The organism is Streptomyces acidiscabies (genome assembly GCF_020010905.1).
GTDB lineage: Bacteria > Actinomycetota > Actinomycetes > Streptomycetales > Streptomycetaceae > Streptomyces > Streptomyces acidiscabies.
In genome coordinates this window covers 603,959-621,412 of the sequence record NZ_JAGJBY010000001.1, presented here as the reverse complement: position 1 = coordinate 621,412, position 17,454 = coordinate 603,959, and the positions used below count along the sequence as shown (strand labels likewise).

At 69.5% G+C, this 17,454-nt stretch carries 23 protein-coding genes, 1 tRNA gene and 1 pseudogene; 7 read left to right on the top strand and 18 right to left on the bottom strand.

All coding sequences use genetic code 11. From position 1 onward, the window contains the following. Positions 1-42: 42 nt before the first annotated feature. Complete coding sequence (locus tag J8M50_RS03055; protein ID WP_010353442.1) at positions 43-1,665, top strand: ISAzo13-like element ISSaci1 family transposase; 1,623 nt, start codon at positions 43-45, stop codon at positions 1,663-1,665. Between the two features lie 74 nt (positions 1,666-1,739). Here J8M50_RS03055 and J8M50_RS49995 read toward each other — a convergent pair. Further along, a pseudogene (locus J8M50_RS49995) lies at positions 1,740-1,871 on the bottom strand (ISAs1 family transposase); the annotation flags it as partial. On the opposite strand from J8M50_RS49995, the gene J8M50_RS03050 reads away from it, so the two are divergent. Then, positions 1,825-1,995, top strand: coding sequence for a hypothetical protein (locus tag J8M50_RS03050; protein ID WP_158002797.1), 171 nt, complete (start codon positions 1,825-1,827; stop codon positions 1,993-1,995). The pseudogene J8M50_RS49995 and the gene J8M50_RS03050 sit on opposite strands and share 47 nt — an antisense overlap. 159 nt (positions 1,996-2,154) lie before the next feature. After that, positions 2,155-2,481 (top strand): transposase, encoded by a 327-nt coding sequence (locus J8M50_RS03045; protein ID WP_099049004.1) that lies wholly within the window; start codon positions 2,155-2,157, stop codon positions 2,479-2,481. Positions 2,482-2,664: 183 nt separating this feature from the next. On the opposite strand, the gene J8M50_RS03040 is transcribed toward J8M50_RS03045, so the two are convergent. The 4 genes from J8M50_RS03040 to J8M50_RS03025 form a co-directional block, all read right to left on the bottom strand. After that, positions 2,665-3,444 (bottom strand): DUF5707 domain-containing protein, encoded by a 780-nt coding sequence (locus tag J8M50_RS03040; protein WP_010353440.1) that lies wholly within the window; start codon positions 3,442-3,444, stop codon positions 2,665-2,667. 504 nt (positions 3,445-3,948) lie between these two features. After that, positions 3,949-4,281, bottom strand: coding sequence for a winged helix-turn-helix domain-containing protein (locus J8M50_RS03035; RefSeq protein WP_010353439.1), 333 nt, complete (start codon positions 4,279-4,281; stop codon positions 3,949-3,951). After that, positions 4,278-4,745, bottom strand: a complete 468-nt coding sequence (locus J8M50_RS03030) for a hypothetical protein (protein ID WP_010353438.1) — start codon at positions 4,743-4,745, stop codon at positions 4,278-4,280. Before J8M50_RS03030 ends, J8M50_RS03035 begins: the two co-directional genes overlap by 4 nt. 148 nt (positions 4,746-4,893) lie before the next feature. Further along, the gene (locus J8M50_RS03025) at positions 4,894-5,238 is read right to left on the bottom strand and encodes a DUF6344 domain-containing protein (protein WP_010353437.1); all 345 of its coding nucleotides are present in this window, start codon (positions 5,236-5,238) and stop codon (positions 4,894-4,896) included. Positions 5,239-5,567: 329 nt separating this feature from the next. On the opposite strand from J8M50_RS03025, the gene J8M50_RS03020 reads away from it, so the two are divergent. Both J8M50_RS03020 and J8M50_RS03015 read left to right on the top strand, forming a co-directional pair. After that, entirely contained in the window at positions 5,568-5,696 is a 129-nt protein-coding gene (locus tag J8M50_RS03020; protein WP_003999697.1) for a DLW-39 family protein, read from the top strand. A gap of 222 nt (positions 5,697-5,918) precedes the next feature. Further along, positions 5,919-7,400 carry a hypothetical protein gene (locus tag J8M50_RS03015; protein WP_063748056.1) on the top strand — a complete coding sequence of 494 codons (1,482 nt, stop codon included), beginning with the start codon at positions 5,919-5,921 and terminating at the stop codon, positions 7,398-7,400. Here the strand turns inward: J8M50_RS03015 and J8M50_RS03010 are convergent. Further along, the gene (locus J8M50_RS03010; protein ID WP_010353435.1) at positions 7,364-8,857 is read right to left on the bottom strand and encodes a serine/threonine-protein kinase; all 1,494 of its coding nucleotides are present in this window, start codon (positions 8,855-8,857) and stop codon (positions 7,364-7,366) included. The two genes, J8M50_RS03015 and J8M50_RS03010, sit on opposite strands and share 37 nt — an antisense overlap. A 273-nt stretch (positions 8,858-9,130) precedes the next feature. Then, positions 9,131-9,679, bottom strand: coding sequence for a helix-turn-helix domain-containing protein (locus tag J8M50_RS03005; protein ID WP_010353434.1), 549 nt, complete (start codon positions 9,677-9,679; stop codon positions 9,131-9,133). A 176-nt stretch (positions 9,680-9,855) separates the two neighbouring features. On the opposite strand from J8M50_RS03005, the gene J8M50_RS03000 reads away from it, so the two are divergent. Next, positions 9,856-9,928: transfer RNA gene (locus J8M50_RS03000), tRNA-Ala, on the top strand. Between the two features lie 506 nt (positions 9,929-10,434). Continuing rightward, positions 10,435-10,668: a helix-turn-helix transcriptional regulator gene (locus J8M50_RS02995; RefSeq protein ID WP_010353433.1), complete on the top strand. Its 234-nt coding sequence runs from the start codon at positions 10,435-10,437 to the stop codon at positions 10,666-10,668. An 87-nt stretch (positions 10,669-10,755) separates the two neighbouring features. On the opposite strand, the gene J8M50_RS02990 is transcribed toward J8M50_RS02995, so the two are convergent. The 11 genes from J8M50_RS02990 to J8M50_RS02940 all read right to left on the bottom strand — a co-directional run bounded on the left by J8M50_RS02990 (position 10,756) and on the right by J8M50_RS02940 (position 17,440). Then, positions 10,756-10,959, bottom strand: a complete 204-nt coding sequence (locus tag J8M50_RS02990) for a hypothetical protein (protein WP_010353432.1) — start codon at positions 10,957-10,959, stop codon at positions 10,756-10,758. Beyond that, positions 10,956-11,174, bottom strand: coding sequence for a hypothetical protein (locus tag J8M50_RS02985; protein ID WP_010353431.1), 219 nt, complete (start codon positions 11,172-11,174; stop codon positions 10,956-10,958). Before J8M50_RS02985 ends, J8M50_RS02990 begins: the two co-directional genes overlap by 4 nt. Further along, complete coding sequence (locus J8M50_RS02980) at positions 11,171-11,350, bottom strand: hypothetical protein (RefSeq protein ID WP_010353430.1); 180 nt, start codon at positions 11,348-11,350, stop codon at positions 11,171-11,173. The genes J8M50_RS02985 and J8M50_RS02980 overlap by 4 nt, the downstream gene beginning before the upstream one ends. Continuing rightward, complete coding sequence (locus J8M50_RS02975) at positions 11,347-11,679, bottom strand: hypothetical protein (protein ID WP_010353429.1); 333 nt, start codon at positions 11,677-11,679, stop codon at positions 11,347-11,349. The genes J8M50_RS02980 and J8M50_RS02975 overlap by 4 nt, the downstream gene beginning before the upstream one ends. Before the next feature lie 120 nt (positions 11,680-11,799). Further along, a complete protein-coding gene (locus tag J8M50_RS02970) occupies positions 11,800-13,035 on the bottom strand; it encodes a helix-turn-helix domain-containing protein (RefSeq protein WP_010353428.1) in 1,236 nt (411 codons plus the stop codon). Positions 13,036-13,173: 138 nt separating this feature from the next. After that, positions 13,174-13,488, bottom strand: a complete 315-nt coding sequence (locus tag J8M50_RS02965; protein ID WP_010353427.1) for a hypothetical protein — start codon at positions 13,486-13,488, stop codon at positions 13,174-13,176. Then, on the bottom strand, positions 13,485-13,712 hold the full coding sequence (locus tag J8M50_RS02960) for a hypothetical protein (protein ID WP_010353426.1): 228 nt from the start codon (positions 13,710-13,712) through the stop codon (positions 13,485-13,487). Before J8M50_RS02960 ends, J8M50_RS02965 begins: the two co-directional genes overlap by 4 nt. Before the next feature lie 3 nt (positions 13,713-13,715). Continuing rightward, entirely contained in the window at positions 13,716-14,588 is an 873-nt protein-coding gene (locus J8M50_RS02955; protein ID WP_010353425.1) for a hypothetical protein, read from the bottom strand. A gap of 13 nt (positions 14,589-14,601) precedes the next feature. Next, positions 14,602-15,084: a hypothetical protein gene (locus tag J8M50_RS02950; RefSeq protein WP_010353424.1), complete on the bottom strand. Its 483-nt coding sequence runs from the start codon at positions 15,082-15,084 to the stop codon at positions 14,602-14,604. After that, complete coding sequence (locus tag J8M50_RS02945; protein WP_010353423.1) at positions 15,084-16,295, bottom strand: hypothetical protein; 1,212 nt, start codon at positions 16,293-16,295, stop codon at positions 15,084-15,086. The genes J8M50_RS02950 and J8M50_RS02945 overlap by 1 nt, the downstream gene beginning before the upstream one ends. Continuing rightward, complete coding sequence (locus J8M50_RS02940; protein WP_010353422.1) at positions 16,295-17,440, bottom strand: hypothetical protein; 1,146 nt, start codon at positions 17,438-17,440, stop codon at positions 16,295-16,297. Before J8M50_RS02940 ends, J8M50_RS02945 begins: the two co-directional genes overlap by 1 nt. Positions 17,441-17,454 lie beyond the last annotated feature (14 nt).

Genomic DNA, 17,454 nt, shown 5'->3' with positions numbered 1-17,454 from the left:
TTGTAGGGTGCGGGGGTGTCGGAGGGGACGAAGGCAGAGCTGGTGGACGTGTTGGGGCTGTTGCTGCCGCATCTCGATGAGCGCCAGCAGCGCCTGACGCTGGGTGCCGTGGCCCGCGTTCTGGGCCACGGCGGGATCCGCGTGGTGGCCGGAGCGGCCGGGGTGGCGGAGTCCACGGTGTCGCGTGGGAAGCGGGAGCTGGAGCACGCGGAGGAGCCCGCCGGCCGGGTCCGGGCACCGGGCGCGGGTCGGAAGCCCTTGCGGGAGGCCGATCCGGGGCTGGTGCCCGCGTTGCTGGCGCTGGTCGAGCCGGACCAGCGGGGTGACCCGGAGTCTCCGCTGCTGTGGACGGTGAAGTCCACCCGGAATCTGGCGGGCGAGCTGACGCGTCAGGGGCACCGGGTCGGTTCGGACACGGTGGCTACGCTGTTGAAGGCGGAGGGCTTCTCTCTGCAGGGCACCTCCAGGACCACCGAGGGGGCCCGGCATCCGGACCGGGACGCCCAGTTCCGCTACATCAACGACCAGGTCACGGCGTACCTCGCCGAGGGGCAGCCGGTCATCAGCGTGGATGCCAAGAAGAAGGAGACGCTGGGCAGCTACGCGGTGATCGGACGCGAGTGGCACCGCGCCGGACAGCCGGTGCAGGTCCGCGCACACGACTTCCCCGAGAAGGGCGCCCAGAAAGCGGTGCCGTACGGGATCTACGACATAGGCGCGGATACCGGCTGGGTGTCGGTGGGCTGCGACGGGGACACCTCTGCCTTCGCGGTGGCCACTTTGCGCCGCTGGTGGAACGGTGAGGGGCGCCGCCGCTACCCGCACGCGTCCCGCCTGCTGGTCACCGCCGACGCCGGAGGCTCCAACGGCTACCGTGTGCGCGCCTGGAAGAAGGAACTCGCGGACTTCGCCTACGAGACAGGCCTTGAAGTGACTGTCTGTCACTTTCCACCGGGAACATCGAAGTGGAACAAAATAGAGCACAGGCTGTTCTCACAGATCAGCGTCAACTGGCGTGGCAGGCCCCTGACCAGCCACGAAGTCGTCGTCAGCACCATCGGAGCGACCACGACACGCAGCGGACCGTCCGTCCACGCCGAGCTCGACCCCGGCGTCTACCCCACCGGCGTCACCGTCCCCGACACCGTCATGGAACGCCTGCCCCTGACGCCGCACGAGTGGCACGGCACGTGGAACTACACCCTGCGCCCCGAACCGCTCGCTCCTGAATTGTCCCCACCCAGCGCCGGGTTCGGGCGCTTTCCCACCGGCGACAAGCTCCCCATGTGGCTGCGGCACCCCAGCCTCACCGGACTCGAACCCGCCGCCTTCGGCGATCTCGCCGCCCGTTACCAAGCCTGGTGTGCCGAGCACCCGCCGATCTTCCTGCCCGGCAAACGCCCCGACGGCGGCCCCGGCGCCGGCAGCGGACGACTCTCCGTCGCCGACCAGCTTGTCGTCTTCCTCCTCACGAAGCGCTGGTCCATGGCCCGGACGCCACTCGCCGAGGCAACCGGCCTGGCCAAGAGCCGGATCGGCGCGACCCTCCGGGAGGCCACCCCCGTGCTCACCGCGCTGGGGTACACGGTCCCGGTCGGCGCCCTCACCGTGACCACGGCACAACAGCTCGCCGAGATCGCCGGGCACGACCTCACACCCCCATAATCCTCACCAAGATCTAGGAATTATTGATCGGCAGGTCCATGGGCCCCGGCGAGTGCCTGGATCGTCCGGTTTGATCATGTGATGCCGTAGAGGGCGAGGACGCGGGGGCGTTCGGTGTGGGCTCGTCGTCCGGCGGTGGTGTTGACGTAGCCGGCGAGCTTGAGCGCGCTGCGGATCAGGTCGCGGAGGGCGGCGAGTACGGCGGGCAGCTACGACTCCAACGGCTGGCCGGACGACCTCGTCGTCCGCTGGTCCGACGGCGAGACCACCATGTACCCACACACCGGCGCCACCTTCGGCCCCGACCACATGCTCGTCGCCCCGAAGTAGCCACCTCACCGACTGCACCCTTCACCACCACGGCAGCAGGATCCTGTCTGGCCCACGCTCCAATCAGTGCCGGCTCAACGCTTCCCTGAAGGAGCTAAGAGGCTGTCTTACGTGGTGATGCCGTGGGCTACGGCATGATGTCTCTTCGTAGGTGCCGATCTGTCGCGGCGGCTGGTTCCTGACGGTCTGTGGGAACTGGTCGCCCCGTTGCTGCCGTCGTTCAACTCCCGTCCGCAGGGCGGCGGGACCGTGCCGCTGGACGAGCGTGCCGTGTTCACGGCGGTGGTGTACGTGCTGACCAGCGGGTGTGCCTGGCGGTATCCGCCGGAGACGTTCGGGGTGTCGCCCGCGACGCCGCACCGCCGGTTCACCGTGTGGACGGAGGCGGGGTTGCGGCGGCGACTGCACCGGGCGGTCCTGGACGAGCTCGGCGCCTGGAGATCGACTGGACCTCGGCGATCGTGGATGCCGCGTCGGTGCGGGTGAAAAGGGGCGGCGTTGACCAGGCCGAACCCGGTCGACCGAGGCAAGAAGGGCAGCAAGCTGCACGTGCTGTCCGAGGCCCAGGGCCTGCCTCACGCCGCCGCTGTGTCCGGCGCCAACGAAAGGCTCCGGCCCCGGAGACTGGATGCTTCCGGGGCCGGATCGGTACTGCCTACTGCTCACCGCTTACCGCACGTCAACGAAGTCGCCCGCGGCGGCGACCGCCGAGGTGCCAGCGTTGCCCGCGAAGGAGAAGCTGTAGGAGCCGTCCGCTGTCGCGGTGGTCGTGGCCTTCAGGTTGCCCCTGGAGTCCGTCTTGACGGTCTTCAGCGTGATGTAGCCGCTGGAGCCGTTCTTGCGGAACTGGAGCTTGACCGACTGGCCGCTGTAGCCGGAGAACTTGGCCGCGTCCCAGTCGGCTCGGGTCAGCGCACCGGTGACAGTGAGGGTCTTGCCCTTCTTCACCGGCTCCGGGGCGGCGTCGACCGTCAGCTTGGACTGACGCTGGGCCTGGAAGGTCTTGACGTTGTCCCGCTGGACGTAGTTGGTGTCCTTGGCTCGGGCGACCGCCCAGACCTTCCACGTGCCGGCCACCTTGTTGATGAGGTTGGCGTGGGCCTTCAGGGTGTAGGTCGCGGTGCAGGTCGACGTGGTGGCGCTGACCTTGGTGCACTTGGACCGTTGGTCGCTCGTGTTGGCGACTGCACCGCTGTCGGACTCGTCGATGCTCGGGCCGTGGTACAGGATCGCCTGCGCCCAGTCGACGCCCGAGTCGTCCGTGACGGTGAAGGTCACGGAGAAGGTCTTGCTCCCGGTCGCGCCGACGATGACGGGCTTGCCCCCGTTGACCACGACGTTCGAGATCTTGGTGTCACCGCGGCCCGCGTCGGCGTGGGCGGCCGGGACGGCGAAGGCGGACAGGGCCAGGGCGCCGGTGACGATGGCGCCGGCGGCTCGGATACGCATGGGTGGGTTCCCCGCATGGAGTGGTCATGGAGCCGGTTGACTCGCATGACCAGATCCGCAGGAGACGGGAATGGTTGTACGGAAAGCGTAATTTTGTCGACCGCGTGTTCGAGATCACGGTGTGGGGCAGGGCCGCTGTTGGCCAACGCCTCAGCCGCCGTCGGGGGCAGTCCGTCGGGGAGATTTCTCCCAGATTTCTCCCAAACGATCTCTAGTGAGTGCGGGAGACCCCTCTGGCCTGCGTAACTACTGACACTTGTGGTCGCGGACCATTGCTGATAAGGATGAGGCCACAGGTTCAAATCCTGTTAGCCCCACATCGTCAAAAAGGCGTCTCCCTCAGGGAGGCGCCTTTTTCGTGTCCGGTGCTTTTTCGGGGCAGCAAAAGACCCGGTCGCTGGCGACGGGGGATGCACCAGCGACCGGGCTATGGCCAAGGCTAACAAGGGTGTTGGGGGCGGTGGGGGGTGACTTCGCGGACGGAGTGGGGATATGTGAGCGGGATCACTCTGGGGGTGTCAAGTCCGCGCCCCGTGCGCGGGCTTGGGCGGCGATCGTCTGGAGCGCTTCGAGGTGGGCTTCCAGGCGGGTGCGGCCCTGGGGGGTGAGGGAGAGCCAGGTGCGGGGGCGTTTGCCGACGAAGCCCTTGCGGGCCTTGACGTAGTCGGCCGCCTCCAGTGCCGAGACCGTCTTGCTCAGTGCTGAGTCCGAGAGGTCCAGGGCGTCCCGGGTGGTCCTGAAGTCCGCCTCCAGGCAGCTGGAGAGGAACGCGACCAGGGCGAGGCGGGTGGGGTGCTGGACGGTGGGGTCCAGGCGCGGGGGTTCGGCGGCGCTCATGTCGTCGGCCTCGTGCGGTCCGCCGGCTTCGTGCGCGCGCGGTGCAGCTGGGACCACGTCAGGGCGCCCTGGGTGATGCCGAACACGGCTAGGGCGGCTGGGGGGTTGATGGCGAAGGCCGTCACCACGGCCGCGGTGAGGGAGATCAGGACCGGGGACTGGCGCGACCACCGCTCGCGTGCGGTTCCGGTGGGCCGCAGGAGGACGCCGCCCGCCCGGGCGGTGGCGACGAACAGGGTGAGGAAGCCGAGGAGGCAGGCCAGGGAAGCCAGCATCAGGGCGACGCTGGGGTGGTCCTGGGTCGTGAGGAGCGCGAGGCCCGTGAAGCCCGCCGCGTACAGCAGGCCTGCGGCCGGGGGGTGCCAGGCGGGGACTCTGCGGGCGTTGACGGCCGCCGTGCGCGCGCTGCGGGCGGCGGCGAGGGCGGCTTCCGCTGCTGCCGGGGTGGGGTGGTCCGTCGTCATGTGATCAGCGTGGCAAGTACTTTCCTAATTGGCAAGTACTTTCACTCGATCGGGCAAGGCGAAGGCCCGGGGCTCGTGGGAGCCGCCGGGCCTGGCGTGTGGGGCGTACGCAAGTTCGCCGTTACGTCGGTGAGGGTGTGCGGAGCCGTCAGGTCTGGAGGGGGGCTTCCGTGTCCGTTGTGGGGCCGTCCGGGGCCGCCTCGGTGAGGGGCTCCGCGTCCGTGCGCGGGAGGTGGCGGCAGTTCGGGGACTTGCCGTGGGCCTCGGCCCGGATGCGCTGCTTCATCGTCGGGGGGAGGGAGCGGGTGGGGGACCAGTCCCAGAAGGGGGTCAGTGCCGGTTCCGCCGTCAGTGTCGCCGCCGCGTTGCGCGTCGGCTCCTGGTGGGCTACCGCCGCCGTGGCCGTCGTCGTGATCAGGCCGAGGGCCGTGAAGAGGGACAGGAGGGCGGTGACGATCGTGGTCCAGAGCTTCGTGACCTGCGTGCGGGCCATGGCCCCTCACTTTCGGGTTGGGCTGATTTGCGTACTTTCCTCATGATGTGTATGTCGGGCGGGGAATCACGGACCGACGCACGTGGCGTGGCGATGTTCAGATGAACACCACCCGGATGGGTGCATGAGGGAGGGAAGGGGCGAAAAGTCACGGTCCGTGGGGGTGCGATCACCCTCCGATCGGACCGGTGGCGGGCTCCCGCGCGGGGCGTCTACTCGGCGGTACCGAGCGGTAGTTGGGCGCCCGGGGAGGTCACCGATCGGTCTCGGCCGGTGTGTATAGTCGGGCGCCAAGAGGTCCCCTACGTCAAGAAAGACGAGGTCGCGCGGTGAAGAAGCTTCTCCTGGTCGCACTGGCCGCCATCGGCGGGCTCCTCGTGTACCGCCAGATCCAGGCGGATCGCGCCGAGCAGGATCTGTGGACGGAGGCGACCGACTCCGTGCCCACGGGTTCGTGACTGCCGATTCCCAGAACTCCAACAGGCCCCGATCGCGGACGCGGTCGGGGTCTTGCGTTGTCCGGTGACCGGACCTGAAAGTTTCGACGTCCACGCGATGCCGGAGAAACGGTTACGTCACGGACGTAGAAGCGATCGAAAACGGTCAAGGGGTGGCAGGAACGGGGCCGCGTGGGTTAGGACGGACAGCGGCTTCGGTGCGGTGAGCGAGGGGGCGGGTGCATGGGACCGGCGGGTTCGGTGGGGCGGCGGTGGGCCGTGCCGCTGTGTGTCGCGGGCATGATGGTGGCCGCAGCGCCGGGGGCGGTGGCCCGGGCGGCCGAGGCGCCGTCGTACGCGTACGACACCGAGGCGCGCGGCGTCAACGCGGCGAGTGCGACCAGTGACGCCGTACGGCTGGAAGCGGGGGGTGTCTACCAGAGCGCGCTCGTGGGGCGGGGGAAGGCGTACTTCAAGGTCGAGCTGGACGCGCGGACGACGACGTACGTGTCCGTGACCGCCGTGCCGGGGGGTGACGAGGAGCTGTCGTTCAACGACGGGGTGAAGGTTTCTCTTCAGGACTCCAATGGGCTCAACTGCTCCAGTGACACCGCGACGTTCGGGTCCGTCGTGGGGGCTCGGCCGGTTACCGCTTGGGCTGTGCGGGAGGTTCGGGCGGGGCGGTCGGTCTGTCAGGACGCGGGGACTTATTACGTCGTGGTGGAGCGGGCCGGGGAGGGGGCGCGGGGGTCTGCGAGTCCTTCGGGGGATGGGGAGGGGGGTTCGGGGGACGTGTTCGGGACGCCGTCCGGGTCTTCGGGGGGCTCCTCTTCCTCTTCCTCTTCCTCTTCCTCGCCGGGTTCCTCCTCGTCGGGGTCCGGCGGGTCCTGGGGGCTTGAGGTGGCTGTTGTCGGGGAGCCGCCTCTTGCTGAGGGCGGGGCCACCGTGGCGCCCAAGGGGTGGAGTTCCGCTACGCCTTCTCCTATGGAGGGGGATGCGCGGCGGCTGCCCGGTGGGGACGGGTTCGCCACCGCCACCGACCTGGGGCAGGGGGCCTGGCGGGACGACATCCTGCCGGGGCAGACGCTGTTCTACGCCGTTCCCGTCGAGTGGGGGCAGCAGGTGTATGTCGCCGCTGAGCTGGGGAGCGGCGGTGACGGGTCCGGGTATGTCGCCTCCGCGCTCGACGTCACCCTCTACAACCCCGTCCGCGCCAAGGTCGACGACCTGCGGTTCGGGTACGACGGGGAGCAGAAGGCGGGTTCCCTGCGGCCCCTCGCGCCCGTCGAGTACGCCAACCGGTACTCCGCGAACGAGGCCGTCAGCGGGATGCGGTTCGCCGGGGGGTACTTCCTCGCCGTCCATCTCTCCGCGCAGGTCGGGGAGAAGTTCGGGGACTCGGCGTACGGGGTGACGCTGCGGGTTCGGGTGAAGGGGGCTGTGCAGGCGGGGCCCGGGTATCGGGGGGAGTCCGTGCCGGGTGGGTTGTTCGGGACGGGGACCGGGACCGGGGGCGCGAGTGGGGGTGCTCCCGCGCATTCCGGGGAGACCGATGCCGCCGGGGTCGAGGAGGGGGCGGGGGGTGGTGGCGTGGCCATGGTCGCCGTCGCCGCCGGCGGGTTCGGGGTGGGGACCCTCGTACTCGTCGTCCTCGGTGTGTGGACCGTCGTCGGGCGGCGGCGGGCCGGTCAGATGCGGGTCAGGGCCCAGAAGCCGATCGCGTAGCAGGTCAGGGCCAGGAGGAGGAGGGGGATCGCGATGGCGGGGGGCGGGCCGGGGCGGGGCGCTGCGCGGCTGTGGCGGGCTGTGGTCTGCGCGGGCTGCGGTGTCGCGGTCTGTGGGGGGCGGGCCGTGTAGGTCGCGGTGGAGGCGGTGTCGGGGGTGCGGGGGAGGGCGTAGGTGGTGGGGTCGTAGGGGGGTGGTGGGGTGGTGTGGACGGGGGTGAAGGCTGGGTCGTGGGGCTGGTGGGGGGTCAGTGGGGGTGGGAGGTGGAAGCTGCCTGTGTCCGACATCGTGGGGGTCGGTGTCGGTGTGGGCGGCGTGTGGGGGTGTGCGGTGGGGGGTGTTGTCGAGGGTGGGGCTGCGGCTGGGCCCCAGCCGGCTTGGGTCGTGGTGGGGGTGGTGGTGGGGGTGGGCCAGGTGGGGGGTGGGGGTGTGGTCGGCCTTGGGGGGATGGGGGTGTTTGCCGGGGTGCGGGGGGCGTCTTCAGACTCGTACCCGTCGTAGCCCTTGGACCGGGGTTCGCCGTACGACTGGCCGGTGTACGACGGGCCCGTGCCCGTCGCTGTCACGTTCAGGGACGTCGACGTGGGGCCCTCGGGGGTGAAGCCCTTGGGGAGGGGGCCCAGTTGGTCGAAGATCTCGATGGACTCGTCGTCCGGGGTGGGGGTGAGGAGTTCCGTGGCCGTCAGGAGGGCCTTGCGGGCGCCTGTGGCGGTGCGGAAGCGGGACGTGGGGTCCGGCTGGAGCAGGGAGGCTATGACCTGCCAGAGGGGCGCGGGGATGCCCTGGGGGGCGCCCGGGGTGCCGTGTTCGGCGAAGTGCTGGATCAGGGCCTTGGCGTCCGGCTTCTTGCCCTCCAGGAGGTACAGCGCGACCAGCCCTACGGCGAACAGGTCGGCCGGGAAGTCCGGGTCGGCGCCCAGGAGTTGCTCGGGGGCGATGTAGCCCGGGGTGCCGACGACGAGGTTCGTGTCGGTGAGGCGCGGCTCGCCCAGGCGCATCGAGATGCCGAAGTCGGACAGGCGCAGGCGCGGGCGTGCCGTACCCGTCGCCTCCAGGAGGATGTTCGCCGGTTTGATGTCGCGGTGGACGACGCCCTCGGCGTGCACGGCGGCGAGGCCGGCCAGCAGCTGGTCGACCAGGACGCAGACGAACGGCGGCGGGAGGGGGCCGTAGTCGCCTATCAGGTGGACCAGGGAGCCGCCCGCGACCAGGTCCATCGTGAAGAGGACCTTGTCGTCGTCGGCGGCCCAGCTCGCCGGGGCGAGGACGTGCGGGTGGTCGATGCGCAGGGCCTGTTCGCGGACGAACCTCAGCAGGGAGTGGGCGTCGCTCTGCTGGAGGACCTTGGCGGCGACGTACCGTCTGCGGCGGTGGTCCCAGGCGCGCCAGACCGCGCCGACTCCGCCGCGGCCGATCGGGTCGACGAGTTCGTAGCGTCCGGCGAAGACCTCACCCATGCCGTGTACCCATGCTGTGTGGCGCTCCTCCCCCTGCGGTCGCCCCTGGGCGGGGCGGTGTCTCGCTGTGCCGTTGTGCCGTTGTGCGGTCACTCCTTTTTACTTCGCGCCCGCGCCTCGCTCAGGGTTTCGCCCGGGGATTTCTCCGGGTTGTGTCCTGCGGTGGTGCGGGTCCCCCGTGATTTGCTGCTGTTCGCCCTCGAAGAGGGTGGTTTCCCCCGTGGAGCCGACCGGGCCCGTCCGCCGAACCCCCTTCGGCGTCCGGGCCTTCGGTCAGTTCTGGTGGGACTGGTAGTGCGTCACCGCGTCCGACGTGCGGCCCGCGCCGTAGACCCGGAGGAACTCGGCGAGTTCCGGGTGGGTCGGGGCGAGGGTGTCCGCCGCGTCGATGATGTCGCCGGCGGCGGCGACCGAGCGCAGCAGGGACTGGATCTCCCGGACCACGCGCTTGACGGTGGGAGCACCTGAACTGCTCGTCGTCTGCGTGGTGTTGCTGAGCACGGAGCCTCCCTGCGAACGCTTGATCTCGTCCATCCGCTGGGTCGCCTCGGCGGCGCTGACGCTGCCGTCCGCGACCTGGGCGGCGAGGTCTTGCAGCAGTTGTACGCGCTGCACGACCGCCGGGTTGCCGATCTTCGCGCGCTGTCCGCTCATGAGTTGGGACAGCATCGGGGCGGAGAGCCCCAACACGCCTGCGAGACGAGCCTGGTTGAGACCAAGATCGTCGATGAGCTTGCGGAAGAGCGCCCCCAGCGGCTCTCCGTACCAGTTCCGCTGAAGCTCCCGCGCTCTCGCGGTCGCTTCCTGTTGTGCGGCGTCCATTCGCGTCTCCCCATCGCTTCCCCAGAAAACCGCGGTTCGCTGTAGCGAACCACGTCCGAGCATCTTACGGAGAGTGGTCGGTCGCGGGGACCCCCAATCTTTTTGCGGGATCAGGGGGGTGACCCGGTAGTCTGGTCTCCGACGTCCCTCGGAGCGGTGTTCCTTGTGGGTGTTCTGGGGCCTTAGCTCAGTTGGTAGAGCGCCGTCTTTGCATGGCGGATGTCAGGAGTTCGACTCTCCTAGGCTCCACCGCAGGTCAGATACCCTCCGCAGGAAACTGCGGAGGGTATTTTCATGATCGGAGTCCGCATAGAGTCCACATCCCCTGAGGATTCGCTCCGATCGAGGGACTGGACTCTGTGCAACGGGCACGTAGAGTGGATTACACCGAGAGGGGCAGGCCGTCTCCCCGCGCGCGCCTGAGACGCGCCTCTCGCGTACCTGCTCTGCGTCGTCGGGGAGGATGACCGGAGCGGGCAGAGGCCCCCACCGCTGAAGTCGGTGGGGGCCTTCTGATGTTCAAAGTAAACCGCCCCGGAGTCCAGTGGACCCCGGGGCGGGACGCCTTGACTGAGTCTTAGCGTCTAACGGCCGAAAGGCGGAGACGCGCACGCCCGCCAGCCGCTCTTGTGCCGCACACCAGCCCAGGCGGAGCAGGGCGGTGAGCGGTGTCTACGGTGTCCCCCACTAGCAAGATCATTAAATTTGCCTGGCTGGGCAAAGACACCAGACCATGATCCATACAGCTTGGTCGAGTGCCTCTCGACCCCATGCCCGACTGGGTACTCACCCGCCGCTGGCAGATCGGGGAACGCATCCGCCAAGAGCGCCTCCGTGCGGACCTGACCCAGGTCCGGCTGGGTGAGCTGATCGGCCGTGACCACCGGACCGTGCACCGTTGGGAGACTGCCCAGCGCATTCCGAACCTGGTGGATCTACTGCTCCTCGCTCACGCCTTCGGCATCGAGGTGTCCGACCTTGTGGGATGACCCGCCGCCGGCGTACGGGGGTACGCGCGGCGGCGGGCCTGGCCGCCTCTCCGTGGGGGACGTACGGGCGGCCGTCGTACCCGCTCTCTACCGTCCGGCGCCGCCGCCGTCACGGGAGAGCGCGGGGGATCGCGGGGTGCCGTTGTGGCCGGTGTCGTGGGTGCGGATGCGGACCCGGCAGTCGATGGCGGCGGAGTGGTCGCCCCGGGCGGCGGCCTCCTGAGCCATGCGGGCGAAGGCGGCGCACTCGGTGCAGGTGTCGACGGTGGGCGGAGGAGGGGTGGTCGTCACGGGATGTCTCCTTCGAGTTCGTTGATCGCGCAGCCGAAGCCGGGCGGGCACTGGAACACCTCGACGCTGAGGTCTATGCGGGCTATGCGGCCCTCGGCTCGGCCGGCGGACACCGCGAGGGTGTGGGGCAGGAAGCGTGCACCGCACCAGACGCACGCCCAGCCCGAGTAGCGGTCGCGCGGGAGACTGGCGGCATCCGGGAGCTTGTGCTTCACGGCCGGTCCGCTTGTGGGGTGAGGCCGTACATGGTGCGGCAGCCGCCGCACGCGTACAGGACGTAGGCCGCGCGTCCCTCTTCGACGAGGCTGATCACCCGTAATCCGTACGCGTACGCCCGGTGCCAGGTGCACCAGCCGTAGACGCCCGCCCCCTCGGCGGCCCGCCCGTTCACGAATGGCCTTCTCGGTTGTCCCTGATCAGGCACCACAGGGCGGTTGCCGTCTCGCAGCGGGTGCTGTCGTCAACGCACTGCTCGCACATGCCCGCGTGCGCCCGCAGTGTCTGCGCGGCAGCCTCATGGGTGCACGGGTGGCAGGCGCGGGGGAACGTCGAGTAGTGACCGCGCCGACGCTCCCCGAGGTCTACCGCCGTCGCGGTCGTGATCTGTATCCCGCACCAGACACACGCGACGCCCCGGGCCTCCGGCTGCGGCAGGTTGTCGAGTTCCGGCAGCGCCAGCAGGGCGAGCGCGTCGATGGGTGGGGCAGTCTCGGGTGGCATGTCACGCCTCCACGGTCACGGTGATCCGTCTCACACCGCGACCGTAGGGGCGTGCAGGTCATGCGAGTGGTAGGAGTCCTACCACCTTGTCCGGGGGTAGGATTCCTACCACCTAAACGATCACACGGGTACCCCGAGCGACATCGCCAGCTCCCGCGCATCCCTCTGCACCATGCGTGGCCCCGCCTTCGCCAACCCCGGCAGCGCCCGACGCGCATACAAGCTGTACTGCAACGTCTCCCGGGATTCCTCGAACGCCTTCTTCAGGTAGCCCACCGACGCGGCCCCCTCGCCGAGCAGGTCGTGAGCGCGAGCCGTCTCCGCGAGGTGGTACGAGCGGCGGGTCGCCGAAGGGATCAGGTCCAGATCGAGGCCGTTGGCAACCTCCAGCGCCTTGACCGGCTGGACGAGGTCGTTGTGCATGGTGATCTTGTACGCGTCCACGATGCCCCTGCCGAAGATCAGCCACGGGTGCGCGTAGTCGTCACCCAACTGCGTCGCAGCCTTGTCGGCCTTGTCCCAGTACCGCTGGGCGTCCCCATCCTGCCCCGTCTTCGCATACGACAAGGCGACCGCCAGATAGAGGAGACCCCGGCGGGCGATGTGGTCGGGGTCGTCGTCGAGCGGCAGGAGCGCGGCAGCCTGCTCGGCGAGATCGACGCGAGCCTCGGCGGCCTCCCCCGCGTCACGGTGGACATGGTTCACGTACCAGGCCGCAGCGGCCATCGCGCGCGGGCTGTCCGCGTCCTGCGCGGCACTCATCGCCCGATCCCCGGTGAGCACGACAAGATCCGGAGCAGGCTGGAAGCTGAGGTAGAGCTGGGCGAGGTGGTACGTCTCGGCGAGCGCCACCAGCGCCCGCCGCCGACCGGTGCCCTCCAGGAGTCGGGCCGACCGTTGCGCGTCTGCGAGGAGCCCGGGGACGAGGGCAACGATGCCCGTGCGGTGGTCGCCCTCGGCATGCCAGAGCTTCCACGCCTGCCTCAGCCTGGCGTCGAGGTGTTCAGCAGGCGCGGGTGGACCGTCCGGGGTGGCGAGGTGGTAGCTGGTCAGGGCCCGCTTCAGGAGCGGGAGCTTCTCGTGCTCGGCTTTGGAGTAGGTGGCGGCGGCGATGCGGTCGTCTCCGAGAAGTTCGGTGATGTCGTCTACGCCCAAGGTGTGGGCCAGGCGCAGCAGCTTAGGCAGCCCCGGCATGCCAATGCGGTCTTTCTCGACGGCCCTGACCCATTCGACGGATTGCCCCATCACGTCGGCGACGTAGGGGCGCGTCTTCCCGGAGCGCTCGCGGGCCCGCTGGAGCCTCTGCCCGAAGGTAAGCGTAGGAGTGGTCGGGTCCGGGGTAGCATCAGACGGCATGGCCTTGCCTCTCTCTGAACAGCTCGACACTGCCAGGGTAGAGGCGAGGCCCTTTGCGTGTGAGGGCTCGGTGCAGACGGCCCTCGATCGGGCGGCAGGAACGACGAAACCGCCCCCTCCCGAAGGAGGGGGCGGTAGTCACGCGCCGTCGGGTATCCGGGTCTCGACTCTGGTGATCCGCTGCTCGTGGTCGTCCAGGCGGCGGCCGTGCTCGTCGAGCTGGTCGTCGTGGGTGCCGAGGCGGGGCATCACGCCGGGGCGGGCCGGGACGCCCGGCCGCGCTGGGACTCCGAGCCAGTCGTCGCGCATCTCGTCCACCAGATCCGCGATCCGCAGGACCGCGCGCAGCAGGCGCCACAGCAGTCCCGCGAAAGCGGCCAGTGCGACGACTCCCACGGCCCACGCAACCATCATGTCGACGGTCGCCACGCCGGTCGTAGCCTCCGCCGTCATCTACCGCCCTCGCCCTCGTCGGTACGCAGCCACCCCGGGAGGAGCGCCTGAACACCGGGCAGCGCCATGACCCGGGTCACGCCGGCCGAGACGGCGAGCGCGCCCGCCACCCACGGCAGGGCGGCCGGGATACCCGAGGCGGAGACGACCGCGGGGAGGACGGCTGCGATACCGAGCGCGGTCTGGAGGACGGTGCGCGCGGTGCGCTTCGCTGCGTCGGACATGGGTCAGGCTCCCTTCGCGGCGAGGGCCGCGGTCAGCTTCTCGACGGCCGTGGTGAGGCTGTCGACCTTGGCGACGAGGACATCGAAGTGGGAGTCGCCGTACTCCAGGAACGTCCCGGCGGGGGTCGGCACGGGCTTGCCCGCGGCGTCCTTGCGGAAGCGGTTCGGAATCGGCTGCGCCCAGACGGCGGTGGCGATTTCCTTGGCAGTGGGCATGTCGGTGTCCTCCTCGGACGTGGGGTTGGTGCCCTTCGCGAGGGCTATGAGGCGGGGGAAGTTGATCGATCCCGGGTCGCCGTGGGTGTTCTCCGGTACGTGCATGTGCCCACACACGCCGCGGAACCCGTTCCACTGCTCGCCCGTCATGCGGGCCCGAGTCGCGCCGTACGACCCCGGGTAGGCGGGCCACGACGACGGGCCGCTCAACGGGACGCCGTGCTGCCGGTTCATCCACCGAAGGAATGCCGCGAGTTCGGCGAGCGCCCAGTCGGGAGCCTCGGGCCAGAAGATGAAGTCGGCGTTCTGCCGCTTCCCCGCCTTCACCCACTCGGCCCGGGTCGCCGGGTCGCAGGTGCCGACCAGCTCGATCTGAGCGACGTTGTTCGTGTTCGTCTCGACGCCGCCCTTGAGGTTGACGAGGGCGCGCGCGGAGACGTCTATGTCGAAGTGCTGGTACCAGCGCAGCTTCTTCGCCGCGGTGTCGGGCACAGCGGTGAGGGTCGGAGCACTTGCACCGCCGCCGTAGTCCGGCAGCGTCCGCCCCTCCGTCGTGTGCAGCACGACGACGTTGACCTCCATCGGGCTCCCGCCGTACTTCCCCTGATAGCGGTACTGCTGGCTGGCTCCCGGGTAGAGCTGGGGTCCGGTCTTGGACATGGTGTTCCTCTCGTCAGATGAGCCGTGCGTATGTGGGGGCGCCGCCGATGCAGCCGCCCGTGCCGAACTTCCCGCCGGTCGTGGCGCCGCTGGTCCGCCGGACGTTGATCTGGACCTTGAGCTGCCGCGCGGCGCGGTACGGGGTGAGATCGAGGGAGAGCGACGCGAACGAAAACGAGAACGTTGCAGGGACCGATCCCGAGGCAACAACCGTGGTGTCGTTGAACAACACCTGCCACGCGCCGCCCGTGTTCGTCGTCCCGACCTGGTCCCCGATGAACACCAGGCCCAAGGCCAACGTTGCGGTGCGCGGGCTGAGAATCCCCTCCCACAACGTGGTGAAGGCGGTGGCGTCCTCGTACGCCAACCCGTGCAGCGACGTCGGGTAGAACGGCATCTCGTCCCGCTCCCACCCCGCCCGCCGCAACGCGGCAATCTCCGACTCAAGGCGGGCGATCCGCTGGAGCAGGCCCGGAGTCTGCGCTGTCTGCGGCATCACGCCCCCACACAGGTCAGGCGAACCCGCTCGGGCCCGGCCGCCGCGGTGTTCTCGATGCGGACGATCCGCAGGACTGCCTCCCGGCCATGCGGAGACTGAGGCTCGGGGTCGATGACGAACAACGCCTCGTCGCCCACGCTGTAGCTGCCGAACTCCGGGTCGGTGTCCGCCGACACCTCGAAGACCGGCTGCACCTGCGCCTGCGACTGGGCAGTCAGCGCCGACGACGTCAGCCCTTGCACCTGCGCCTCGTCGATCACCCCGTCGTACGACGCCACCCCCTCCAGGAGCGGCCACCCCGAGGCGATCATGTCGTCCGCCGACGCCGTCCGTACGATCCGCGCCTCGCCCGTCCCAGCCCCGAGCCCGGACATCTCCGTGACCAGCGAGGTCCCGTCCTCGGGCCAGTCGTACGAAAGGATCGAGCCGTATCCTCCGCCCTTCGAGAAGACCAGGCCCGACTGTGCCGCCGTACGGCCGCGGCGGGGAAACCACGTTTTCACCCTGCGGTAGCGGACTGGCGGGTTGTTGTTCGCTGGGGATGTCCAGCCGACCTCGACGCCGAAGTCGAACCCGTCGTCGGCGCCGGAGAGTTCGACGATCGCCTTGTAGATCTCGGGCCGCTCGTAACCGAAGTACGTGGCGGACCGAGTGATGCCGTCGCCGGTCCCGGCCAGGGCGGACGTGTCGAGGCGGATGTCCCCGCCCGCCTGATCCCGCGCATACCGCAGCAACGACCACACGATGTGCTTCTGGTCGGGGTAGAGCCGCTGCGAGGCCGGATTGGTGCCGACGTACGTGGGGTCGATGAGCAGCGACGTGTCTGTGGACAACGTCCGCTTCACATAGCGGTGCTGGAAGTACGACAGAAGTTCCGCCGCCTGGATTTGCTTCCCGCCCCGGGCGGACGTACGGGTCCACACGATCCCGGCCCATACGATCACCCCGTCGCGGTCGACGTACAGCGTCGTGCGGGCCGGGGTGGACGCGGTCTCCGGGTCGAGCGGCAGCGTCTCCGTGGAGTACGGGATGGTCCCCGTGAGCGTGCCGACGCCGTTCAACTCGCAGCTGTACGAGACGTCGGACATGGGGAGTTCGGCGAGCAGCGTGTCCGTGCGCAGGTCGCAGAACAGGTACGTGTACGTGTGTGCCGCGCTGGCCTGTGACCCGGCCAGCAGTGCCGACGCGAAGTCCACGGGCGCGCTCATCAGGCGATCCTCTGCGCGCGCAGCCACGACCCGGCCCGGAGGATGGTGGCTTGCGCGGCGTTGGTCGTACCCTGCGCCCACCTCAGCCTCAGAAGACCGGACGTGCCAACGGTGGTGATCCGGCCCTTGAAGTGCGCGCTGACGTCAGTGCCGCCGCCGAACGTGCCGAGGAGCCGGACGGTCGACTCGTCGGTGACGACGACGTCCATACCCGTTGCGGCGTTCTGAGCAGGCCCGTTCCGCGACCACCTGAACGTGCTGCCCGCAGGGATGCTCCACACCGCGCGGAGATCACCGGGGCCCGCTGAGAAGGTCTGCCCCGTGTAGGCCAGGAGACCATCGATCAAGTAGGTGGCGTTCGCAGCGAGGGAGACAAAAAGGTGGTCGTCGTCCTGGAGGGTCGCGTTGCTAACGGACTCGTCCGCCGCCTTGTACGCGGTGATCCACGGCGAACCCGCTGAGGAGAGCAACTGGCCCGTGGTGCCGTCGCCCTTGCCGTAGACGAAGGTGTCCGTGTCGGTCCGGTAGCGCACCTGACCAGGAGCCGGGTGGTCCATGTCGACGGTCGACAGGATCGGCACAATGCCGCCCGCCGCGACGGAGTAGATGCGGACGTCGCCGATGTTGGCGTTGGTCACGCTCGTCTGCGACGGACCGATCGCGATATCCGCGAGAATCTGCGCGTTGCTCGGCAGCGCGGGCCGCACCGCCGCGCCCGCGCTCGCCGCGTACGCCCCTTGGATCACCTCCAGGCGCCACTCCGACGCCGAGCCCGAGTACTCGGCGTCGTACACCGAGGCCACCACGCAGTCCCGCCGGTACTGCCCGGCCCCGCCGGCGGGCTGCACGGTGAGGGTGACGTCGCCGTCGTTCGCGCAGATGTAGGTACCGACGCCCCCGGTGTCGTGCTGGTCGATGAAGCAGACGCCGCCGCTGACGATCACGGTCATGTTCGGGGTCGACGCTGCTCTGACCTTCAACTGGTAGTTCTGGTACGACGGCTTCACGCCTTGCCTGATCCGCAGCGGGGTCGCCTCGTCGAAGCTGAACCCGGAGTACGACATCAGGCCCGTCAGGGCCAGCCGGTCGTTTCGGGCCGGGTAGTTCCCGGCCTGCAACCAGGCCGGGGGGTTGATCGCGGCCACGGGCCGCCTCCTCT